The following is a 21,363-nucleotide window of genomic DNA, read 5'->3' as shown; positions in this document are numbered from 1 at the left end:
TCATAAAATTAGGAGCATTCCCTTTATGAAAACGGTATCGGATCAGGAGGCTACTGCTCCCGACACACCCGAAGAAGGTCACGTTAATAAAGTAGCGCGTCGCCGTGTGCTTGCTGTTTGTCTTATAGCATCACTCGCTGGCCTAATGTGTGGGCTGGATATTGGTGTTATTTCAGGTGTGCTGAAACCATTTGGCACGCAGTTTCATGTCTCAACAGGCCTCCTTGAGTGGGTTGTTGGTGGTATGTTGGTGGGGGCGACGATTGGGGCCCTAACGGGTGGTACGCTTTGTAACCATCTAGGGCGTAAATATACGTTAACAATTGCTGCATTTTTGTTTGCCGTTGGGGCTTTCGGATCGGCTGCAAGCTGGTCTGTTGCGTCGATGATTGCTTGCCGTGTGTTGGTTGGTTTAGGCATGGGGCTTTCCGATTTTACAACCCCTCAATATTTGTCGGAAATTGCTCGTAAAGAGCAGCGTGGAGCAATGGTCTCCACCTACCAGTTGCTTAAAACGATCGGGATTTTCCTTGCTTTTTTCTCCAACAGTTGGCTGTCTCCGTCGGGAGCATGGCGGACGATGTTGATTGTTGAGGCTATTCCAGCTGTACTGTTCTTGGGGGCTTTTTTGTTCCTTCCACAGAGCCCGCGCTGGCTTGTGATGCGTGGTCATTGGGAACATGCCTTTGAGGTCATGACTAATCTGCGTGATACGTCGTCTTCTGCCCAACGTGAGTTGGAGGCTATAGATGAGCAGCTTCAAACGAAACAAGAAGGTTGGAAGCTTTTACGCAGAAATTCCAATTTTCGGCGTTCTGTTGGGCTTGGTATGTTGTTGCAAATTATGCAGCAATTCGCTGGTATTAATATCATCATGTATTATGCCCCGCGCATCTTAGAAGCCGCACATTTTGATCTCACAGCGCAAATGTGGTGCACCGCTCTGATTGGCCTCGTTAACGTGCTGATGACGTTTGTAGCGATTGGTTATTCTGATCGCTGGGGGCGTAAACCTATTCTTTACATGGGGTATGCAAGCATGGCGTTAAGCATGGCTATCCTTGCGGTTATTCTCTATGTCGGGCCGAGTTCTTTGGCGCTTCAGCTTTCTGCGTTGGCGCTCATTATTGTGTTCGTCGGTGGGTTTGCGATGTCGGCTGGGCCGCTGATGTGGGTGATTTGCTCTGAAATTCAGCCTAATGCTGGGCGCAATCTTGGTATTTCAATTTCGACGGGTACCAATATGTTGAGCAATCTGTTTATTGGGACGACCTTTTTGACGATGCTTGAAGGGCTCGGCAGCTCTAATACGTTCTGGGTATTTGCGAGTTTTAACGCTCTTGCTATTATTCTCATCTATCTCTTTGTGCCAGAAACAAAAGATGTCTCGTTAGAAACAATTGAGAAACGCCTGATGAGTGGTGTTAAGCTGCGTCAATTAGGAAAATAAACAGGGGAAGGTGCTTATGAATGATGTGGTCGTGTACCCATAAGCACCTTTGCGCCATTGTTTAGAGGAAAGGTCTAACCAAAATCATGGTTGAAGAAGAGGCCCGTCAAGGACAGGGCGTGGTGTCCGCGGATGGAACAGAAGACGATTCAGCATCGTTTTTTGATCCGACACGCTTTAAGATTTTGGCTATTGGTGTTGTTGCGGCTCTCGCTGGGTTGATGTCAGGGATTGATATCGGCGTGGTGTCAGGGGCGCTCTCTTTTTTTGGTAAGCAATTTCATGCCTCCACCTTGGCTCTTTCTTGGGTGGTGAGCTCAATGATGGCAGGCGCGGCTGTTGGGTCTGTTAGCGCAGGATGGTTGTCTCATCATATGGGGCGAAAACGCGCTCTTATCTTGGGCGCTGCTGTCTTTGCTATTGGGGCGGCAGGTTGTGCCTTGAGCTGGTCTATCCCCTCAATGATTGCCTTTCGCGTCGTGATGGGGGTTGCTGTTGGGCTATCGGCTTTTACGGCGCCATTATATTTGTCTGAAATTGCGAGTGAGGATTCTCGTGGAGCGATGGTTTCCACCTATCAGCTGATGCTGACAGTTGGGATTTTTGTCGCGTTTTTATCCGATACGTATTTTTCGTATAGTGGTGACTGGCGCTGGATGTTCGGGGTGGCGGCCTTCCCTGCGGCGCTCTTCCTGATAGGAGTTTTATTTCTTCCTTATAGTCCACGCTGGTTGGTGATGCAGGGGCGCCATAGAGAGGCCCGGCAGATCATGCTGGATCTGCGTAATGATCCTTTGGAAGCGGCGAAAGAGATTCAGGCTATTCGTCTGCAACTTGAAACGAAGCAGGATGGTTGGAAGCTCTTCCGGACGAATTCCAATTTTCGTCGCTCGGTCGGTTTGGGCATTATGCTGCAGGCGATGCAGCAGTTTGCTGGCATCAATATTGTGATGTTTTACGCACCGAAAATTTTGGAATATGCGAAGTTCGATACGCAATCCCAAGTATGGTGCACGGCTATTATCGGGATGGTCAACATGTTTGCCACCTTTGTGGCTGTTGGTCTGGTCGATCGTTGGGGACGTAAGCCGATTTTGTATGTTGGTTTTACGGTGATGGCGATTGCCATGGTTGTTTTAGGATGTTTGCTTCATTCTGGCATGGGCTCCAGCGGTGCGCAGATGGCGGCGGTTTTTGTGCTGATGGTTTTCTGTGCAGGACATGCGATGTCGGCGGGGCCGTTGATGTGGGTCTTGTGCTCTGAGATTCAGCCCATAGGCGGACGTGATTTTGGTATGGCTGCGTCCACGTTGACGAACTGGCTCACCAATATGGCCGTTGGCTTGAGTGCACTGACCTTGATGGAAACGTTGGGGTCAGCAGGAACATTCTGGTTGGTAGGGGCGTTGAATGCATTCTTCCTTATTTTGACCATTCTATTGGTTCCAGAAACAAAAGGTATGGCGCTGGCCGTGATTGAAGAGCGTCTGATGAAAGGTGTGAAACTTCGTAAATTGGGGCGTTAAGGTTCCTTAGAAGACATTCCACTATTCCCGATACAAAAAACCCCTTCTCTTTCATATGAAGAGAAGGGGTTTTTTATACGGTGTACGACAGCGTATTTTACAAGACAAAGGGCGCAAAGGGGCCGAGTTGTGCTTCCAGATATTTTTGATCGCCTTCTGAGAGAACATTGTGCAGGAGGGGGAGAAGGCGGATCGTGGCTCGTCGATCTTTATGAGCCATATGGGCAATGGTTTCGAGAGTGACCGGATGGCGCAGAGTGTTTTCCAGTAACCGCATGAATGAAAGCTCGTGCCACGAGCGTCCATCAGGGGCTGTATATGCAGGGGCAAGGCTGAAGGCTTCCCATAAATGGGGAACAGGTCGATCCGCAATGAGGGGTTCGCCGGGCACTGTGGTGAGGTACGCGTGACGGCGACTCATTCCTCCTATTTGTTGCAAAGCAACGTGATCAGCTTTTTCGGTTGGAACAAGGTTGTAGCCCAGAAAACCTGTTAAGCGACTATCCGCCAAAATGGAGAAGTCGAGGATATTATCCTTGAGATCAAGTGCGAAGAGGAAACCCTGATGGGGCACAGAAGCGGTGTGTAAAACAAAGAGGCTTGTATTGTTTTTAGCCAGCCCTTGTGAGCAAACACGTGAGCCATGAATTTCGAGCTTGTCATTATTCCACGGTATAAGGCGTGAAACAGTTAGGTTATAAGGTGTCTGAGGCCGTGTGACGGAGACTTGTTCTGGTATAGAGGTTGGTCGAGGGAGGTTATTTAGCGCCTCTCCGACACCCTGAAAAACGGTCTGCCGCATCCAGTCAAGCACAAGAGGTGTACGCCCTTGATGGCGGCTATCTTGGCAGTCATTGCAGTCATCTTCGTTAAAATCAGCCAAGGTAAGGCGGCTATCACGCCGACGGCGTGCGCGCTCGACAAAGTGCTCTAGGCTTCGCACGCGGAAATGCATGATACGGGCTGTGCCCCAGTCAGGCAGCGCTTCCGTCATCCCAACCTGGGCACCCCAGGTTAGGTCACGCCCGTTAGGGTCAACATAACGACCCTCTTTAAGTGGGAAAGCATAGGTATTTTCCCACTCGCCATTCCAATATTGTGGGCGCAAAAATGTCTTGATATGCCGATTAACGGGGTTATCTTCTGTGCTATGGCGTGTATAGGCGTAAAAGGGAGGCATGTCGGGACAGGTGACGTGCCCGCTACTGCCATAAAGACACCAATGAATACCGACAGCACCGACATCGGGGCCAAAACTACGAAGGAAATTTTTCAGCGTATCGTGCCGGTGCAGGGCTAGATATTCGTCTGTATCAAGGAAACCGACCCAATCCGCACTGTCTTTGAGCGCGTGAAGGGCATCCATATAGACGATTCTTTGGCGTTCCCAGTAAACAGGTTGCTGGGGTTTCCACGATCTGCCGTGCAGTTCATTAATGAAAAACACACGGATATCATGCTGCACTGAGGCAGCCTTTAAGAGAGCGCGTGTGCCGTCATCAGACCCATCATCGAAGAGTACGAATGTATCTACTCCGAGTAGGGCATGCCAGCCTATCCAAGCGAGAAGGTCACTTGCCTCATTGCGGATAATCCCGACTAGAGCAGTTTTCATGAGGCGTACCATTCTCCATTGCTAAAGGTGATTAGGGGCGTTGAAGCTGGACAGGTTCGACAAAAAGTACAACCCGCACAGACCGTCATGATAATGGTATTTTCTCTGAGATGGAAGCCGCAGGGCATGGGATGTTTCCTCAGACTATTGCCCTGCGGGGCAAGGTATTATGATGGCTTTAACGCTGAGAAGAGGGAGTGAGCTCAGCAAGAGAGGAGATATTATCAGCCCGCATGGCTGCTAGGAGTTCTTTTTTTAACCGCACAAGGGCTGCAGGGCCTTCATAGATAAAGGCTGTGTAGATCTGTACCAAACTTGCTCCCATTTTGAGGCGATCAAGAATATCGCGCCCGGTCGTGATGCCACCTGAGGAAATTAAGGTGAGTCGTCCACGGGTGAGCTGAGAGACAAGCTGCAAGACATCATTAGAACGTGCCTTAAGTGGTGCACCGGAGAGGCCGCCTGCTTCAAGCGCATGAGAGGAGGTGAGGCTCTTGGGGCGCGCGAGGGTTGTGTTGGTGAGAATTAAACCACTGGCCCCGCTATTAATGGCTGCATCAACGATTGGTCGGTACGAATCGTCGCTGAGGTCAGGCGCAAGCTTGACGAGGAGAGGCGGATGGTCGGGATGAGCCTGCTTAATAGCATCAAGCAGGCGGCTGATTGTATCTGGCCCTTGCAAGTCACGCAGACCCGGTGTGTTGGGGGATGAAAGATTGATAGTGATGTAATCAGCATAGTTTTTTACCCGACCGACAAGGGCGGGGTAGTCTTTCAATGGGGATGAGCCGGTTTTGTTAATTCCAAGATTAATGCCGATGGGAGCCGTCGCAGCCTGAACGGTGCCGTCGCTAGCGGGGCGGTAGAGGAGGGAGAGATTTTGGCAAAAACGATCAATCCCACAGCTGTTAAAGCCCATACGATTAATAATTGCACCATCTTCTGGAAGTCGGAAAAGACGAGGGCGTGGATTGCCAGGCTGGGGACGAGGTGTCACAGTTCCGGTTTCAACATGGCTGAAGCCAAGTTTGGCAAGGCCTCGAACGGCACGCGCATTTTTATCGAACCCAGCTGCGAGACCAATAGGGTTGGAGAAAGAATGGCCAAGAGCTGTGGTGGCTAAAGCAGGGTCATCGGCAGGGGCGCTTCCTGCAAAGCCCGAGCGAATGGAATGGATAGCGATTTCATGAGCGAGCTCAGGATTAACGTGGCGGAGCACCCAACTTGCGATCGTACTGGTATCAATCATCATGCAGTTTCCTTTGACTTTAAAACCCGCTATCGCCGCACCACGTTCTTTGGCGGCGCCCAGCCTTCGTGTTCAGTGTAACGAATTTCAAAAGGTAGAGATAGCATGAGTTGGGATGATCCCTATCTTGAAACTTGCTGCCGCTCCGCGCTCCATCGTCTGTGGCTGAGTGGCGATGAAGGGCGGCCTGCGGCGGCACCTGCGGGAGCTCAGCTTCCAGATTTTAGGCAGCCCCTGAAAGATCGTCCTTGCCTGGATCGCCTTGCCGACCGTGGTTTTGCGCGTCAGGGAGAGAATGGGCGGTTTGTGATTACACCTAAAGGAGCTGCGCGCCATGAGCAGGAAATCCAAGGGATGGCCCCTCGGATATCTGCCCTGAAAAAAGGCTGAAGGAACGTGGGGGATTTGTTGCGCTTTTGAAGGGGGGGCGCTAAATTAAGCGGCCTATGAACGCCATTCCCTCCCCATCGTCTTCTGTCCAGGTAGAGCCGAGCTCTACGTCTGCTCCTCTTTTTTCTTTACCCCCGATTTCTTTGGGTGGCGGTAAGGTGATTGAGGATCCGGTTATTCTTGCCCCTATGTCTGGTGTAACAGACCTTCCATTTCGCCGTCTTGCACGTGAGCTCGGTGCTGGGCTTGTTGTGTCGGAAATGATTGCATCTTGGGCGATGATCCGTGAAAATGAGAATACGATGCGTATGGCGCGTACAGCGGGGAAAGACGGGCTTAATGCTGTGCAGCTTGCTGGATGTGACCCCGAGGCGATGGCACAAGCAGCCCGGATCGCGGTCGATGGTGGGGCTGATGTGATTGATATTAACGTTGGTTGCCCTGTAAAAAAGGTGGCCATCGGTCAAATGGCGGGCTCTTCCCTCATGCGTGATGAAGCCCTGACAGGTCGCCTTCTTGAGGCGACAGTGAAAGCGGTTGATGTGCCGGTAACGCTGAAAATGCGTATGGGCTGGGATCATACCAATCTGAATGCGCCGCGTTTGGCGAAAATCGCGCAGGAATGTGGGATTCGCATGATCACGGTGCATGGCCGAACACGGCAGATGTTCTATAATGGCACGGCCGATTGGGCTTTTGTGCGGCTGGTGAAAGAGGCCATGGATCTCCCTGTGATCGTCAATGGTGACATCACTAGTATTGCCGATGCGCGTGAAGCGCTGACACAATCTGGAGCTGATGGCGTGATGGTTGGCCGTGGGTGTTACGGAAGGCCGTGGTTCCCTGCCCAGCTTGTGCAGTCCCTCCGCACAGGTCAGGATGTGCCTGACCCTGATCTGGAAACAGAAAAACGCATTGTGCTGAAGCATTACCAAATGATGCTGGATCATTTTGGAGAGTATCCCGGCCTTCGTCTCGCGCGTAAACATGTGTCGTGGTATTCGGCAGGTCTTCCGGGGTCTGCTGCTTTTCGTGCGGCTGTTAATCATATGAGCTCCGCTCCAGATGTTGTGGAGCATTTGACGCAATTTTACGACACGTTGATTGCCGCTGGTTTTGTGCGCGATCGTGAAGGAATGGCGGCGCGTCATGCGGCCTAATCGGTTAGGTCTATTGAAGGCGGGTTGTTGGCTGATGGTGCGTGAACAGAGCGAGGTGCTCTGATGAAAACGCTTTTTCTCTACGGAACGAGTCGGATTGAGCGTCTGGAAGTAGCCCGTAAGTTGCATGCCCATAGTGCTCGTGCACGAGCTGTTTTTGTTGAGGCACAGCTGACGTCGATCCCGCAAGCGTTGCGGAGGGAGCATTTATTCGGCTCAAGAGAGGTGACGGGTTGGGTGGAGCAAGCGCAGGGCGGCACGTTGCTGATTGATGAGTTGGATTGCCTGACTACAGAGTTACAGAAGCGTGTTGCTGATCTGCTCTTAGGCCGAGATCATGATATTCGACTGATGGTGGCCAGTCGTCATGATCATGGTCTCTTATTGCGTGATGGCCAGTTAGAGGAGCCGCTCCATCGTTGGTTGGAGGGGTTAACAGCTAGTCAGCGTTTGGGGCCGGAGCGGATAAAAGCGGTACGAGCTTTGCCTGATCATAAAGGGAGCCCCGGTCTTTCTTCTGTATTGGAGCCTGCGATGCGTAGCTATGTGGAGGCTGGTCTTGAAGCAGGTGGATGCATGCTTCATGCGCAAGTGGTCGGAGCAGTAGAAAAGCCGTTAATTTCTATGGTGCTTCATCACACAGGCGGCAATCAGCTGCGTGCTGCTTCTTTGCTGGGTGTTAATCGCAATACGCTGCGTAAGCGTATTCGAGACCTGGGTATCAATCTACCGAAGGGGGGATGATACGATGAGGCGTTCAACACGGTGGATACGGCGCTTCCTAGCTCGGCTTATAAGTGCCGATGGCATTGTGTCACTCACCGTCTTGGCGCTTTTCTTGGCGTTGCTCACCTTTTGGGTGCTCGCCAGTGGTATGTCAGTAGCGCATATTCCACAGGTGCAGGCCCTCCTGTTCCTTCTGGATTTCATCACCTTATTGCTGATCGGTGCGGCGGCTATTGGCCAGATTGGGCGAATGCAGGCTGAGAGACGGATGGGCATGGCGGGAGCGCGGCTCCATGTCCGTCTTGTGACGCTGTTTGGTGTGATTGCCGTGGCACCCACTTTGATGGTTGGAGCGTTATCGGCACTCTTTTTTCATTATGGTGTGGAGATTTGGTTTTCCAACCGTGTGAATACGGCATTGAGCGAAGCGCGTTCGGTCGCTGCAGGCTATTTGCGTGAGCATAACGAGAACACACGTACGGAAGCATTTGCACTCGCTAACACCTTGTTGACGATTCAAAATGACGAGTTTTTTGCGCATGGGACGGATCTTTTCCATGCGCCTTCTCGGCTTCAAACGCTTCTAGAAGATGAAGTGACAGAACGTGGGCTTAGCGATGCCATTATTTTTGATCCTTTATCCGATAAAGTGATCGCCACGGGTGGGTTGTTCGTGGGGAAAGAGGGAGCCCCTCAGCTCTCGCTTCCTTCACGGTCAGTCATTGCGATGGTGAAAGCGGGGGATGTCGCCATCTTGGATCAGCCTGACTCTCATGTGGTGAGGGCGGTGGTATCGCTGGGGGAAAGCTCGGGGCTTGTGCTTGTCATTACACGCCCAGTTGATCCCGACATTATTCGGCATATGCAGCGCACAAATACGCTGGTGCATAATTACCAGCGTATGATGCGAAACAGGAATAAAACGCAGGTTACCCTCATCCTCATTTTGGCACTGATGGGGTTGTTAGTGCTCGCTGTTGGTATGCTGACGGGCCTTGCTTTGGCGAACCGTATTGCTCATCCGCTGAGCCGGCTGATTATTGCGGCGCGTCGTATTGCACGTGGAGACTTAGAGGCGCGTGTGCCGATTGAAGGCGTGCCAACTGAGCGCGATGATGAGGTTAAAACCCTCTCTTGGGCGTTTAACCGCATGACAGACCAGCTTGCAGGCCAGCGTTCAGAGTTGATGATGGCTTATGACCAGATCAACGAACGACGGCGCTTTACAGAAGCGGTGCTTTCAGGTGTGTCCGCAGGGGTGATTGGGTTGGATACCCGGCAGGTTGTGGAGCTGCCTAATCGCGCCGCTTCGGTGATCTTGCAGCGTGACCTACACCAGTATATTGGCCGGGCACTTGTAGAGTGTGTGCCTGAATTTACCGCGTTGCTAGAGGCCGTACAACGCGTACCTGAGCGTGAACATACCGCTGAAGTGCAGATCGACACGGAAGGGGCACAAGCTCCCGGTGGCCCTGGTGAAGGTGGGGGCGCACGCGCTGGCCGCACGCTTCTTGTTCGTGTGGCGACGGAGAAAGGGGAGCGTGATATTGATGGTTATGTCGTTACTTTTGACGATATTACGGTGCTCCAAGTGGCGCAGCGCAAGGCAGCATGGGCGGATGTTGCACGACGGATTGCTCATGAAATTAAAAATCCTTTGACGCCCATTCAACTTTCAGCAGAAAGGTTGCGGCGGCGCTTTCAAAAGGAAATCACCAGTGATCCTGATACGTATAGCCAGCTTGTGGCGACGATTATCCGCCAAGTGGGTGATATTGGGCGCATGGTTGATGAGTTCTCGTCTTTTGCACGTATGCCTCAAGCTGAATTGGCGCGTTATGATCTTGTGCGTTTGTGCCAAGAGGCGCCTATTTTGCAGCGCCATGCCCATCCTGACATTCTCTATCGAACGGAAGGGCTTGAAGCGAAAGGGGTCATGGTCTTGTGCGACCGGCGTCTTATCGGGCAGTGTTTAACTAATCTTTTGCAAAATGCAGCAGATGCGATCACGATGACAGGGCGTAAAATAAATGAGACGCAACCGTATATTGGAGAGATTGTTTTATCGTTGAAGGTAAACGATAAAGAAGCCGTCATTGGCGTGAGTGATAATGGTATTGGTTTACCATCCGGTGAACGCCATCGGCTTATTGAGCCTTATGTAACCCACAAGCCAAAAGGTACGGGCCTAGGGCTTGCCATTGTTCATCGGATCATGGACGCTCATGGTGGCCGGATCACTTTTACGGATCGTCGTGAGGGGGGCCGGTTCAATGATGACGACCAGTTCGGGGAGAGCCAGCAAGGAACGCTTGTCACACTCTGTTTGCCGCTGGTGGAAGACGATAATATTGCAGAGGAGTGTAACGGATCGTGAGGATATCAGATGGAACATGAGATTCTGATTGTCGATGATGAACCCGATATCCGTTTTCTCCTTGAGGGAATTTTGGAGGATGAGGGCTATAGTACCCAGAGTGCAGCGCAGTCCGATGAGGCGATTGCACTGTTTCGTGACTACAGGCCTTCACTTGTTATCCTTGATATTTGGTTACAAAATTCAAAGCTAGACGGGATGGAGCTGCTTAAGCTCTTTAAGGAAGAAGAGCCCAACCTGCCTATTTTGATGATTTCAGGACATGGCACGATTGAAACGGCTGTCTCGAGCCTTCATGAAGGGGCCTACGATTTTATTGAAAAGCCATTTCAGTCTGATCGTCTCTTGGTCATTGTGCAGCGAGCCCTTGAAGCGGCGCGTTTAAAGCAAGAAAATGCCGAGCTTCGTTTGCGTGCCGGGGCACAAATGACACTGATGGGCAATAGTGGTTTGATGGCCGCGTTGCGTCAGCAAATTTCACGCGTAGCCCCGACAAATTCACGTGTGTTGATCAGCGGCCCTGCCGGGGCAGGGAAGGAAGTGGCCGCGCGGATGATTCATGCGCAGTCTAAGCGCTCTGATGAACCTTTTGTGGTGCTGAATTGCGCAACCTTAGCCCCTGACCATTTTGAAGAAGAGCTCTTTGGGGTGGAGGGTAAGGAAGGCCAGCCGACACGTCGTGGCGTGCTCGAGCGTGCGCATCGTGGCACCTTGTTGCTTGATGAAGTTGCGGATATGCCGTTGGAGACGCAGGGAAAGATCGTGCGTGCTCTGCAAATCCGCACCTTTGAGCGTTTAGGTGGCACTCATAATGTAAAGGCTGATGTGCGCGTTATCGCGACGACAAGTCGTGATTTGCAGGAAGAAATTGAAGCACGGCGTTTCCGCGAAGATTTATATTATCGCTTAGCGGTTGTGCCGCTGAAGGTTCCTTCATTGGCAGAACGGCCTGAGGATATCCCAGCTCTTGCACGGCATTTTTTGGAAAGCTGCGCGGAGAGCTCTGGCCTGCCTAAGCGTGAACTTTCTGTCGATGCGCTTGCGAGTTTGCAGACCTATGAGTGGCCGGGCAATATTCGCGAATTGCGTAATCTGATGGAACGTATGCTGATCATGGCCCCAAGTGGCAGTGCGAACCATACAGACCCAATCCGTGCGGATATGTTGCCTGAGATGGTACGTAAGGGAGCGCCTTCCATGACCCGCCTGAATGCGGAGGCGGACGTGATGAGTCTGCCCCTACGTGAGGCACGCGATAAATTTGAGACACAATATTTACAGGTGCAGCTGATGCGTTTTGGAGGCAATATTAGCCGAACGGCTAATTTTGTATGCATGGAGCGTAGCGCGTTGCATCGCAAACTCAAGCAGCTTGGTGTTACGCAGGAAGAGCGTAATAATAGCGCTCAATCTGCTTCGGCTGAACGCTAAGGGCGATAGGGGAAACGAAGTCTTTATGTCGTCATCACTGTCAGGTTCTGTACAACAGGCCTTTTTGGAGCATTTGCGTCAATGTGAGGAATCGGTAACGGTTTTTCTTGTGAATGGGGTGAAGCTTCAGGGCGTTATTGTTCTTTTTGATGATCGCACGCTGGTGCTACGGCGTGATGGCCATGTACAGCTTGTGTATAAACATGCTGTGAGTACCATCATGCCCGTGGCGTCAATGCCCGATTTCACCCAAGAATTGATTGATGGTTCTGAGGAAAGTGTAGAGAGTTTGTGAGACGTCAGCCAAAAGAAACAGCACGTGTTCCGACGGTTGCAGCCGTTGTCCTTCCCGTAGAAAAAACAGGCGCCTATAGCAATCCGCGTGCCGCGCAGTCGCGCCTTGAAGAAGCCGTTGGGCTGGCAGCCTCTATTGGGCTGGAGATTGCTTACACAACGATTTTCCCGCTACGCTCACGGCGCCCTGCGACTCTGTTGGGGGCCGGGCAGCTTGAGCAGCTCTGTGATGAAGTAAAAGCGCAGAATATTGGCGTTGTGGTTGTCGATTCGCGCTTATCACCTGTGCAGCAGCGAAATTTGGAAAAAGAGCTGGGCTGCAAAGTGGTGGATCGTACGGGGCTTATTCTTGATATTTTTGGTGCACGGGCGGCCACGCGTGAAGGTGTGCTGCAAGTTGAGCTGGCTCATTTGGAATATCAACGCTCACGCCTCGTGCGGCTTTGGACGCATTTGGAGCGTCAGCGCGGTGGGTTTGGCTTTATGGGTGGCCCAGGGGAAACTCAGATGGAAGCCGATCGCCGGATGCTTGATGAGCGTTTGGTAAAGCTTCGTAAAGAGCTAGAGCAGGTGCGACGCACACGTGGGTTGCATCGGTCAGCGCGGCGGCGCGTTCCTTTCCCCATTGTCGCGTTGGTTGGTTACACAAATGCGGGAAAGTCCACACTGTTTAACACGATCACAGGAGCTGAGGTTCACGCGCAAGACCAGCTTTTTGCAACGCTGGATCCAACGATGCGTGGGCTGACGCTCCCTTCAGGACGGCATGTTATTCTTTCAGACACGGTGGGCTTTATCAGTGATCTTCCCACGGAGTTGATTGCCGCATTTCGTGCGACACTCGAAGAAGTGGCAGAAGCTGATATTATCTTGCATGTGCGTGATGCAGCTCATCCGGAAAGCAACGCACAGCGCGATGATGTGCTTTCTGTTCTTGATGATATGGCTAAAGACGGAATGTTGGATAGCCATTGGCCAGAGCGTGTGATTGAGGTGATGAACAAGGCTGACCTTTTGGGGGGTACAGCAGCGATTCCTAAACGTGAGGGTGCGGTTGTTGTTTCTGCATTGACCAAGGAGGGTCTGCCTGATCTGCTTGAAGCGCTTGATCAGTTCATGACACGCTCTATGGAAATCGTACGGACGTCTCTTGCTGTCACGGATGGTGCGGCGATGGCATGGCTTTACGATCATGGTGAAGTCATCGAGCGTGCTGATAGTGACGAGGCGATTACGCTGACTGTGCGCTTAACACCTGTGAACCGTGAACGGTTTAAACGTGCTTATCCGACTTTCTCTTTAGAAGATGTGGCTAACGCGACTGATTAAAAAGCGCATTGGCTTATACTGTCGAGCTTGCGTTTTGTGCCCTTTCCGGTCAGGTGAAGTTCGGGTGAAGAGGGTGTAGGTCGTGGTTAGTCTGTCTCACGATAGTGACGTCAGTTTTAGGGATGATCAAGCCGGAGAGTTAAGGCTCGGAGAGGCCGCTCAAATGTTTTGACTGCTGAAGGGCAGATGAGGTTGTTATCTCATGATGTTGGTTGAAAGCGGTAATCGTTATAAAAAAGGCCAGAGATAAGCAGGCACTTTGTCAGACGCGCTCTTTTTGAGGGGTTTGGGGCTACGATGGCTGGCGTAAAGCGCGTGGGCTTTTCGCTTCGGTGTGATGGAGCACACTTCTAGGCGCGTACCAAGATGACATCCCTCTCAAGCTTAATATCACGGTGGGTAAGGGGTAAAACTGGTTAGAACATGCCAGATTGTGTCAGTTGGGCATGTTCTAACCATCCTATTGATGCGGCCAGTCTTCCAAAGAGAAAGACTGGCTTAATATCATTGGTTAAGTGCGAAGCGTTTTTTCATCCGATTGTTTGTTAAAAATCGAATGATGGAGCGCGTTAAGTCCTTGGATGATCACTTTACGATCATGCCGGCGAAGCTTATCAATGGCCTTTTCCATTGCCTGCACAGAGGTAACATCCCAAAACCGTGCATGAGTGAGGTCAAATACCACGGTTGGGGCATCGGTCAGGTAGTCAACAGAGCTGGGAATAAGGTCGGCTGATGCGAAGAAGACTTCCCCACTGATGGAGTAGGTCAGCACTCCACCATCCCGAGCCGGGGTGACTTGAACCAGTTTTGCTGTACGCCAAGCGAAGAAGACACCTGACAGCAGGACGCCAACGACCACGCCAGCGGCGAGATCGTGTGTTAGCACAACAACGATGACGGTCGCGATCATGACAAAGCTCGACAATTTAGGCTGGCGAATGAGGCCCCTTAAGCTGTCCCATGCAAAGGTGCTGATAGAGACCATGATCATCACAGCAACGAGGGCGGCCATGGGCACGCGGGCAATCCATGAATGCAAGGCGACCATCAGGAGTAGCAAAAACGCCCCAGCGGTAAAGGTTGAGAGCCGCCCACGCCCACCATAGCGCAGGTTACCAACGGTCTGGCCGATCATGCCGCATCCGGCAATGCCTCCAAAAAGCCCGACGAAGATGTTGGATAAGCCTAAGCCTGTGCATTCACGTTGTGGCTTCCCGTGTGTGTCGGTCATGTCATCGACAACAGACGCTGTCATGAGGGATTCCAGCAGGCCAACAGCCGCAGCCGCTAAGGCATAGGGGAAAACGACTGAGATGGTCTGCCATGTCAGGGGAAGGTGGGGGAGGGTGAGATGTGGCAGGCCTGTGGGAAGCTCTCCAAGATCAGCCACCGTGCGCACAGGCATAGGGTGGAAGGCTGTAATGGCTGTTAGCGCGATAATGCAGATGAGGGGTGAGGGGATGGCGCTAAAGACGCGTGGGACGAGGTAGATAATCACCAAACCAATCGCGATGAGCAGGTACGTATGCCATGTTACGCCCAGCATTTGCGGCACTTGAGCGGAGAAGATCAGTATGGCGAGAGCGTTTACAAAGCCCGTGCGCACTTCGCTTGAAACAAAGCGCATGACAGATTGCAGCTTACATAGCCCGAAAATAACCTGGAAGGCCCCGGCCATAAGGGTCGCTAGCAGCATATACTGCACACCGTGCGTATGGACGAGGGGGGCCATGACAAGCGCGACGGACCCTGCTCCGCCGGAAATCATACCCGGGCGCCCCCCTAAAAACGCAATGGAGACGGAAATCACAAAGGAAGCGAACAGTGAGACGGCCGGTGAAACCCCGGCAATGTAGGAAAAGGCAATGACCTCAGGAATGAGGGCAAATGTCCCCACCATCCCGGCGAGAATTTCCTTCACCGGGCGTTGTGTCCATTCTTGGACGTAAGATGTGGCGGATACCATAGGGGATGACCCTTCTGTGATACGGGTAAGTGGTGATCAATTAAGGACAGATGCACACCGTATTCCGGCCCGGGGCGGCAATTCTTCTCGTGGTATAAAAGCTTCTCAAGACGCTGTGAAGATAAAGGATGGGATGGTGGAATGATATTTTGTTGAAAATTTATCATTTAGGGGCTGGACGTAAGGGTGAGGATTTAATAGAACTTGCCTCGCTGTATGGCGGATGTAGCTCAGTTGGTAGAGCGCCGGTTTGTGGTACCGGTGGTCGTGGGTTCGAGTCCCATCATTCGCCCCAGCATTCCCCTTTAAAAATTAAGTTGATTGAAAAAGACGCTTTAGTCCTTCGTCAAAGCTGATGGGCTGTACGCCAAGCCGTGTGGTCATAATGGTGATATCAGTGTCTTTATCTTCCAACAAACGCCGGATTTCAGGCGGTGTAATGGTCGGTAAAGCGGGAATGAATGCCGTGAGCTGGGCCAGCCGCATTAAAAAAGAGGCTGGCAAAGAGAGAACTGGACGCGGCTTTAAGCCTGCATGACGCATGATCTTTGTGATAAAATCTCGATAAGATAAGCATTCTGCCCCTGCGATCGTGATGCCTTCTGGCCCCGTGATGTTGCGTTTTCGTAAAAGCTCTAAAGCGGCAGAAAGGCAGCGTATGACATCCCCTTGGTCAATCGGTTGCACGAGAGCGCGCCCATGATTGGGAAGTGGGATGACGGGAAGAAAACGCAGAAGTTTGGTGAGGCGTTGCACGTTATTTTCACCCTCTGCACCATAAATCATCGTTGGGTGTAAGATGATGGAAGGGCGCGGGTCATTCTGCAGGGCACGCTCGCCAAGAAGGACGCCACGGGCATGGTCATCGGGCCATTTGGTGTTTTTACGGGTGCTTCCGAGTGCGACGATTGGGGCTTTTGACGCATGGAGAATCGTGGGCAAGTGGCGTGCATGGGCCGTTGTGATGATGAATACCCCATCTCGTAACGCATTCCGAACACTTTGATTGTCGTGAAGTTCAAGAGAGCGGACGGTAACGGCGTTCTGAGGAAAATGGGCGAGGTTTTTGCGCACCTGCTCAGGTGAGCGTGTGCAGGCAATAAGGGGGATGTTTGCCTTTAGAAGAGTCAGGCACAAAGCTCGGCCCGTGCGGCCATTGGCTCCAATGACGGCAACGGGCGCTGAAGAGCTCATTAATGCACCGTGACAGAGGTAATATGCGCGTGGTCTAGCACGGCATTGGTGGGGCCTGTGAGCGGGAGATGAATGACATCATCAACCGACAGGGAGCCAAGACCAATCGTTAATGTGCGGTCTTTAGGAGTGAGCACATAATCCATCATGGGTGTGAAGAGTGGACGTGCGCTGATGGCCCGTTCTAGTGCATGGATGAGATCTTCACGGAAATGGGCCCGTTCCTCTACGGAGGCGTTAATATGAGCGAGATGTGGCCAGAGATCGAGAAGCCGTTCGCCTTTAAGGGTGATAGTAGCGTCTGTCATAAGAGTGTTGTGGGCAAAATTCTTTCGATCAATGGCATTATGGAAAGGGTTTTCTGCTGGAAGGCGCGTATGTGCGTCCAACGCTACATGCCCAAGAGAAGGAACCGTAAGATGGGAGGTGAAGGCGTTGTCCCATCCTTTATCATTTTTATGGCTGTTTTCTATGAAATGTAAGAGCGTCTTTTGGCCATTGATCGACATGGTAAAATGTCGTCCGCCAGCAGGGCGTAGATGAATGCCTTGAAGGTTGCCCTCTGTATGGAGGGCTGATGAGGGGTCATTTTTACGTGTCAGGTTCAAGTGGTCGAGCCGAAAGACACTGCTATTTGTTGGTTTCCCAATGGTAAGCGCAAGGCGATGGAGCCACAGAGAGCCAGGACTTTCCCACAAATTTTGGAGAGGATCATGTTGAAATGCTTGGGATAATGCCTCTTCAATGTGGGATGAATTGCTTTGGAGCCAATGATGATGGCCATTGCGAGCATAAAATCTCTCGACCGTGAGTGTAAGAGGGATGGTTGCGGTGTTTGTCATGTCTGGAGGGCACAGCATATCGGAAAGAAGCGCAGGCCAAGTGGATGTGCTCTTTGAAGATAGCGACAACGACAAAGACGCATTTTTGATATCTGTGAGAACGCGAGACCCTATGCCATAGCCTTCCAAAGTGAAGGTTTCCACTGTGATATGTGTGAGGTGGAGGGCAGGAGAAAAGAAGGGTTGTTGAGGCGGGAAGGTGAAATCAAGCCCCTCAACATGGGTTCGGCCAAAGCGCAGTGATGAGAGATGCTGTGGGTTGAAGGAGAGAATAGCGGCAAGAGAATGCGTGCTGACGGTTGTGAGGTCTGTATGGAGTGCAGCCTTGGGGGGAGACGGGATAAGAAGATGACGGAAAATAGCCTTGGCTGCATGCAAATTAAGTGAAGGGCCGCGATAATCGGCAGAATCGAGCTGAAGGCTTGCCATGCCGATGCTACCATCGTGGAGAAAATGAGGATGTCCTAAACGAACTTGAGCAGCGTGGAAGGTAATTGTCGGGCTGTGAAACGTCACATCATGGAGCGTTGCGCCGCCTATGAGGAGGGAAGGTGAAGCGCTGCGGTAGGTGAAATGACTGCCAGCAGGCAGCGTTTCCTGAAACCGTGTGAGGATATGGGTTAGCGCATGAGACGCCTCACGATAAAGTCCAATACCAGCCACACAGAGGATAAGGACTGTTAAAGAAGTCGTCAGCCAAGGTCTTTTCACGGTGTGTCTTCTTTGAAAGGGCGTATCTTCTGACCGGGAGGGCCTGAAACGGGAAAGAGGGCCACCATATCATCCACTTTGATGGGGGCAAGCCTCTGTTGGGGACATGATTATGGCAAAAAATGATCAATCGGATGATTTGTTGGTAAAAATATTACGGTAATATGATACCACATTGCAATAAGTAGCAGTTTTTAGCCAAAAACACTCAAACTCTGTTTGTAAAAAACACTTGACCTGAACGCTATCTCTCGCGATAACGCGCCCTATCTTATGTCTTTTCTTATGCCTTGATTCTCTGACAATGAGGAGGGAGGCGAGGAAAGCTTTTCCCGGTGCGGCGATGTTCGCGGCGCCTCAAGTTGGAAACGTCATTAATGAAGACCACAGTTTCGTTGAAACCTGCGGAGGTGACGAGAAATTGGATCCTGATCGATGCCGAAGGGCTGGTCTTGGGTCGTCTCGCTACCATCATCGCTAACCGTCTGCGCGGCAAACATAAGCCTCAGTACACACCACATGTGGATGCTGGTGATGCTGTTATTGTGATCAACGCAGACAAGATCGTTCTGACAGGCAATAAAGTCGGTCAGAAGCTGTTCCATTATCACACTGGTCATCCCGGTGGTGTGAAGGAGCGCAGCATTCGCCAGCGTCTGGAAGGGAAAAACCCTGGCCACGTGGTGGAGAAAGCTGTTGAGCGTATGATCTCACGCGGCCCATTGCAGCGCGCTCAGATGAAGCACTTGTACGTTTATGCGGGCACAGAGCATCCTCACGAAGGTCAAAAGCCTGTGACATTGGATGTTGCCGCTATGAACCGCAAGAATACTGTACAACGCAAGTCGTAAGGCCTGATCATGTCAGAGACTCAAGAGCGCTCCGCCGAGCGTACCGGCACGCTGCAGGATCTTGCTAGCGCTGCTCCTGTTACTACAAATGCTGCACCGGTTTATGAAGCCAAGCGTGATGCACAAGGCCGTTCCTATGCGACGGGTCGTCGTAAGGACGCTATTGCTCGCGTATGGATCAAGCCAGGTAAAGGCGATATCATTGTGAACGGTCGTCCGGTCACAACATATTTCGCACGCCCTGTGCTGCGTATGCTGATCACTCAGCCTTTCTTGCTGGTGGATCGTTACAACCAGTTTGACGTGTATTGCACGGTTACGGGTGGTGGTCTGTCTGGTCAGGCTGGTGCTGTGCGTCACGGTTTGTCCCGTGCGTTGGCTCATTATGAGCCAGAGCTACGCCGCGTCCTGAAGGCAGCTGGCTTCCTCACCCGCGATAGCCGTGTTGTTGAGCGTAAGAAATACGGTAAGGCTAAGGCTCGCCGTTCCTTCCAGTTCTCCAAGCGTTAATTTTTCGACGTTTGGTGGCTTGGAAGCCGCTATGGAAAGCCCCCGTCTGCGTTATGCAGCGGGGGTTTTTCGTGGGAAAACTTGTGTCAGAGCTAGGAAAGTATTATTGCGTTAAATGCCCTATTTTCTTTAGGAATCTTACGTCATGGCTGACTTCCACATCGAAAAGACCTCCACTCCTACTCCGGCTGATCAACGGGAAGCACTCCTTAAAGACCCACAATTTGGTCGTGTGTTTACCGATCATATGGTGGTTATTCGCTATGTTGAAGGTCAGGGATGGCATGATGCAAAGGTGGTGCCACGCGGCCCTCTGTCGATCGATCCAGCCTCAACGGTGCTGCATTATGGGCAGGAAATTTTTGAGGGTCTGAAAGCCTATCGTGGAAAGGATGGGGACATTACTCTGTTCCGTCCTGAGGCAAACGCCGCTCGCTTTGCGGCATCGGCTCGTCGTCTTGCGATGGCGGAATTGCCGGAAGATCTTTTCATGGGGGCTATCGAAAACCTTCTTAAAGTGGATCGTGACTGGGTCCCACAAGGAAGTGATCAGAGCCTATATCTGCGCCCTTTCATGATCTCCAATGAAGTGTTTTTGGGTGTGAAGCGCGCGAACGAATATTTGTTTGTGCTGTTGGCGAGCCCGGTTGGAGCTTATTTCAGCTCTGGCTGTGTGTCTGTGTGGGTGTCTGACGATTATACCCGTGCAGCAATCGGCGGAACGGGCGAGGCAAAATGTGGCGGTAATTACGCGTCTAGCCTTGTCCCTCAGCAAGAAGCTGCTGAGAAAGGGTGCGATCAAGTGTTGTTCCTTGATGCGCGTGAGCGACGTTATGTCGATGAGATGGGCGGCATGAATGTCATGTTCGTTCATAAAGATGGTTCTGTCGTGACACCGCCGCTGAGCGGAGCCATTCTGCGTGGGATTACACGTGATAGCTTGCTCAAGCTGGGCCGTAAGATGGGCCTGACGATGCGTGAGGAGCCCATCGCTATTGATGATGTGTTTGCAGGCGCTGCTTCAGGGGAGATCGTCGAAGCATTCGCGTGTGGCACGGCTGCTGTAGTGTCCCCCATTGGGTCTTTCCATCGCGCGTCGGGCGATGAGGCGCGCTTTGGTGATGGGAAAACGGCCGGCCCTGTTGCTTTACGCTTGCGCGAAGCCTTGAGTAACGTGCAACGTGGTGAGGCAGAGGATTCGTTTAATTGGGTTCACCACGTAACATTGTGAGCAATAAAGGGACGGCTTCATGGCAGAGAGAGTTCTGATTCGTAACGCGGCTTCAGGGATCACGCGGAACGGTTATATCGGTTTTAGCTGGACATATCTCTTTTTTGGCTTTCTCGTGCCGCTTATTCGCGGTGAGATTTTGGTTGCTGTTCTTCATGCCGTTTTAACGGCGATTACGGGCGGATTTTGGCAGTTATTTTACTGCTTTTTCTATAATCGCCATTATATGACGCGTATGCTGTCTGATGAGGGCTATGTTCTGGCGGATACGCCGGAGCGCAATCAAGATGCCGCTTGGGCACTTAACATAACGCCTCCTTCTTAAAGGAGGGGAGAGACTGTCATAGAGTGTTCCCTCTCTGTTTTTTAGTGAGAGATAGAGGGAAGGTGTGATGGGAAAGGGTCTTCGATAATGAAGGCCCTTTTTTATGTGGCCAGCGTTAGTAAAGCCTCGCTCTTGGGAACGTGCTCTGTATTGCTGATACTCTTCTCTTCTATGGCCTTCTGC

The 21,363-nt window shown here is 51.8% G+C and carries 18 protein-coding genes and 1 tRNA gene; 14 read left to right on the top strand and 5 right to left on the bottom strand.

Features of this window, described 5'->3' with window-relative positions; all coding sequences use genetic code 11:
- The first annotated feature begins 25 nt into the window (after window positions 1-25).
- Window positions 26-1,450, top strand: coding sequence for a sugar porter family MFS transporter (locus tag GS535_RS08900; protein WP_160792940.1), 1,425 nt, complete (start codon window positions 26-28; stop codon window positions 1,448-1,450).
- Between the two features lie 86 nt (window positions 1,451-1,536).
- The gene (locus GS535_RS08895; protein WP_160792941.1) at window positions 1,537-2,976 is read left to right on the top strand and encodes a sugar porter family MFS transporter; all 1,440 of its coding nucleotides are present in this window, start codon (window positions 1,537-1,539) and stop codon (window positions 2,974-2,976) included.
- Window positions 2,977-3,073: 97 nt separating this feature from the next.
- Here the strand turns inward: GS535_RS08895 and GS535_RS08890 are convergent, their stop codons facing one another.
- Window positions 3,074-4,591: a glycosyltransferase family 2 protein gene (locus GS535_RS08890; protein ID WP_160792942.1), complete on the bottom strand. Its 1,518-nt coding sequence runs from the start codon at window positions 4,589-4,591 to the stop codon at window positions 3,074-3,076.
- A gap of 178 nt (window positions 4,592-4,769) precedes the next feature.
- Window positions 4,770-5,840 (bottom strand): quinone-dependent dihydroorotate dehydrogenase, encoded by a 1,071-nt coding sequence (locus GS535_RS08885; protein ID WP_160793073.1) that lies wholly within the window; start codon window positions 5,838-5,840, stop codon window positions 4,770-4,772.
- A 105-nt stretch (window positions 5,841-5,945) separates the two neighbouring features.
- Here GS535_RS08885 and GS535_RS08880 point away from each other — a divergent pair, with 105 nt between their 5' ends.
- From GS535_RS08880 to hflX, 7 genes are all read left to right on the top strand, one after another.
- Window positions 5,946-6,230 carry a hypothetical protein gene (locus GS535_RS08880; RefSeq protein ID WP_160792943.1) on the top strand — a complete coding sequence of 95 codons (285 nt, stop codon included), beginning with the start codon at window positions 5,946-5,948 and terminating at the stop codon, window positions 6,228-6,230.
- Between the two features lie 56 nt (window positions 6,231-6,286).
- Window positions 6,287-7,390 (top strand): tRNA dihydrouridine synthase DusB, encoded by a 1,104-nt coding sequence (gene dusB, locus GS535_RS08875; protein ID WP_160792944.1) that lies wholly within the window; start codon window positions 6,287-6,289, stop codon window positions 7,388-7,390.
- A gap of 63 nt (window positions 7,391-7,453) precedes the next feature.
- Window positions 7,454-8,134, top strand: a complete 681-nt coding sequence (locus GS535_RS08870; protein ID WP_160792945.1) for a helix-turn-helix domain-containing protein — start codon at window positions 7,454-7,456, stop codon at window positions 8,132-8,134.
- 4 nt (window positions 8,135-8,138) lie between these two features.
- On the top strand, window positions 8,139-10,493 hold the full coding sequence (locus tag GS535_RS08865; protein ID WP_160792946.1) for an ATP-binding protein: 2,355 nt from the start codon (window positions 8,139-8,141) through the stop codon (window positions 10,491-10,493).
- A gap of 9 nt (window positions 10,494-10,502) precedes the next feature.
- A complete protein-coding gene (locus tag GS535_RS08860; protein WP_160792947.1) occupies window positions 10,503-11,924 on the top strand; it encodes a sigma-54 dependent transcriptional regulator in 1,422 nt (473 codons plus the stop codon).
- Window positions 11,925-11,949: 25 nt separating this feature from the next.
- Window positions 11,950-12,219, top strand: a complete 270-nt coding sequence (gene hfq / locus GS535_RS08855; protein ID WP_160792948.1) for an RNA chaperone Hfq — start codon at window positions 11,950-11,952, stop codon at window positions 12,217-12,219.
- A complete protein-coding gene (gene hflX / locus GS535_RS08850) occupies window positions 12,216-13,547 on the top strand; it encodes a GTPase HflX (RefSeq protein ID WP_160792949.1) in 1,332 nt (443 codons plus the stop codon). The genes hfq and hflX overlap by 4 nt, the downstream gene beginning before the upstream one ends.
- A gap of 511 nt (window positions 13,548-14,058) precedes the next feature.
- On the opposite strand, the gene GS535_RS08845 is transcribed toward hflX, so the two are convergent.
- Entirely contained in the window at window positions 14,059-15,516 is a 1,458-nt protein-coding gene (locus GS535_RS08845) for a SulP family inorganic anion transporter (protein WP_160792950.1), read from the bottom strand.
- A gap of 219 nt (window positions 15,517-15,735) precedes the next feature.
- On the opposite strand from GS535_RS08845, the gene GS535_RS08840 reads away from it, so the two are divergent.
- Window positions 15,736-15,811 (top strand) — tRNA-His (locus tag GS535_RS08840).
- A 17-nt stretch (window positions 15,812-15,828) separates the two neighbouring features.
- On the opposite strand, the gene GS535_RS08835 is transcribed toward GS535_RS08840, so the two are convergent.
- Window positions 15,829-16,710, bottom strand: a complete 882-nt coding sequence (locus GS535_RS08835; protein WP_160792951.1) for an NAD(P)H-binding protein — start codon at window positions 16,708-16,710, stop codon at window positions 15,829-15,831.
- Window positions 16,710-18,263 carry a hypothetical protein gene (locus tag GS535_RS08830; RefSeq protein ID WP_160792952.1) on the bottom strand — a complete coding sequence of 518 codons (1,554 nt, stop codon included), beginning with the start codon at window positions 18,261-18,263 and terminating at the stop codon, window positions 16,710-16,712. The genes GS535_RS08835 and GS535_RS08830 overlap by 1 nt, the downstream gene beginning before the upstream one ends.
- 377 nt (window positions 18,264-18,640) lie before the next feature.
- Between GS535_RS08830 and rplM the strand changes: the two genes are divergently transcribed.
- From rplM to GS535_RS08810, 4 genes are all read left to right on the top strand, one after another.
- A complete protein-coding gene (rplM, locus tag GS535_RS08825) occupies window positions 18,641-19,114 on the top strand; it encodes a 50S ribosomal protein L13 (protein ID WP_160792953.1) in 474 nt (157 codons plus the stop codon).
- A 9-nt stretch (window positions 19,115-19,123) separates the two neighbouring features.
- Entirely contained in the window at window positions 19,124-19,624 is a 501-nt protein-coding gene (rpsI, locus tag GS535_RS08820) for a 30S ribosomal protein S9 (protein ID WP_018980089.1), read from the top strand.
- 145 nt (window positions 19,625-19,769) lie between these two features.
- A complete protein-coding gene (locus GS535_RS08815) occupies window positions 19,770-20,855 on the top strand; it encodes a branched-chain amino acid aminotransferase (RefSeq protein ID WP_160792954.1) in 1,086 nt (361 codons plus the stop codon).
- A 19-nt stretch (window positions 20,856-20,874) separates the two neighbouring features.
- Entirely contained in the window at window positions 20,875-21,180 is a 306-nt protein-coding gene (locus GS535_RS08810) for a hypothetical protein (protein ID WP_160792955.1), read from the top strand.
- Window positions 21,181-21,363: the final 183 nt, after the last annotated feature.

The organism is Saccharibacter sp. EH611 (assembly GCF_009834765.1).
Lineage (GTDB): Bacteria > Pseudomonadota > Alphaproteobacteria > Acetobacterales > Acetobacteraceae > Saccharibacter.
This window is presented reverse-complemented; position numbering and strand designations above follow the sequence as displayed.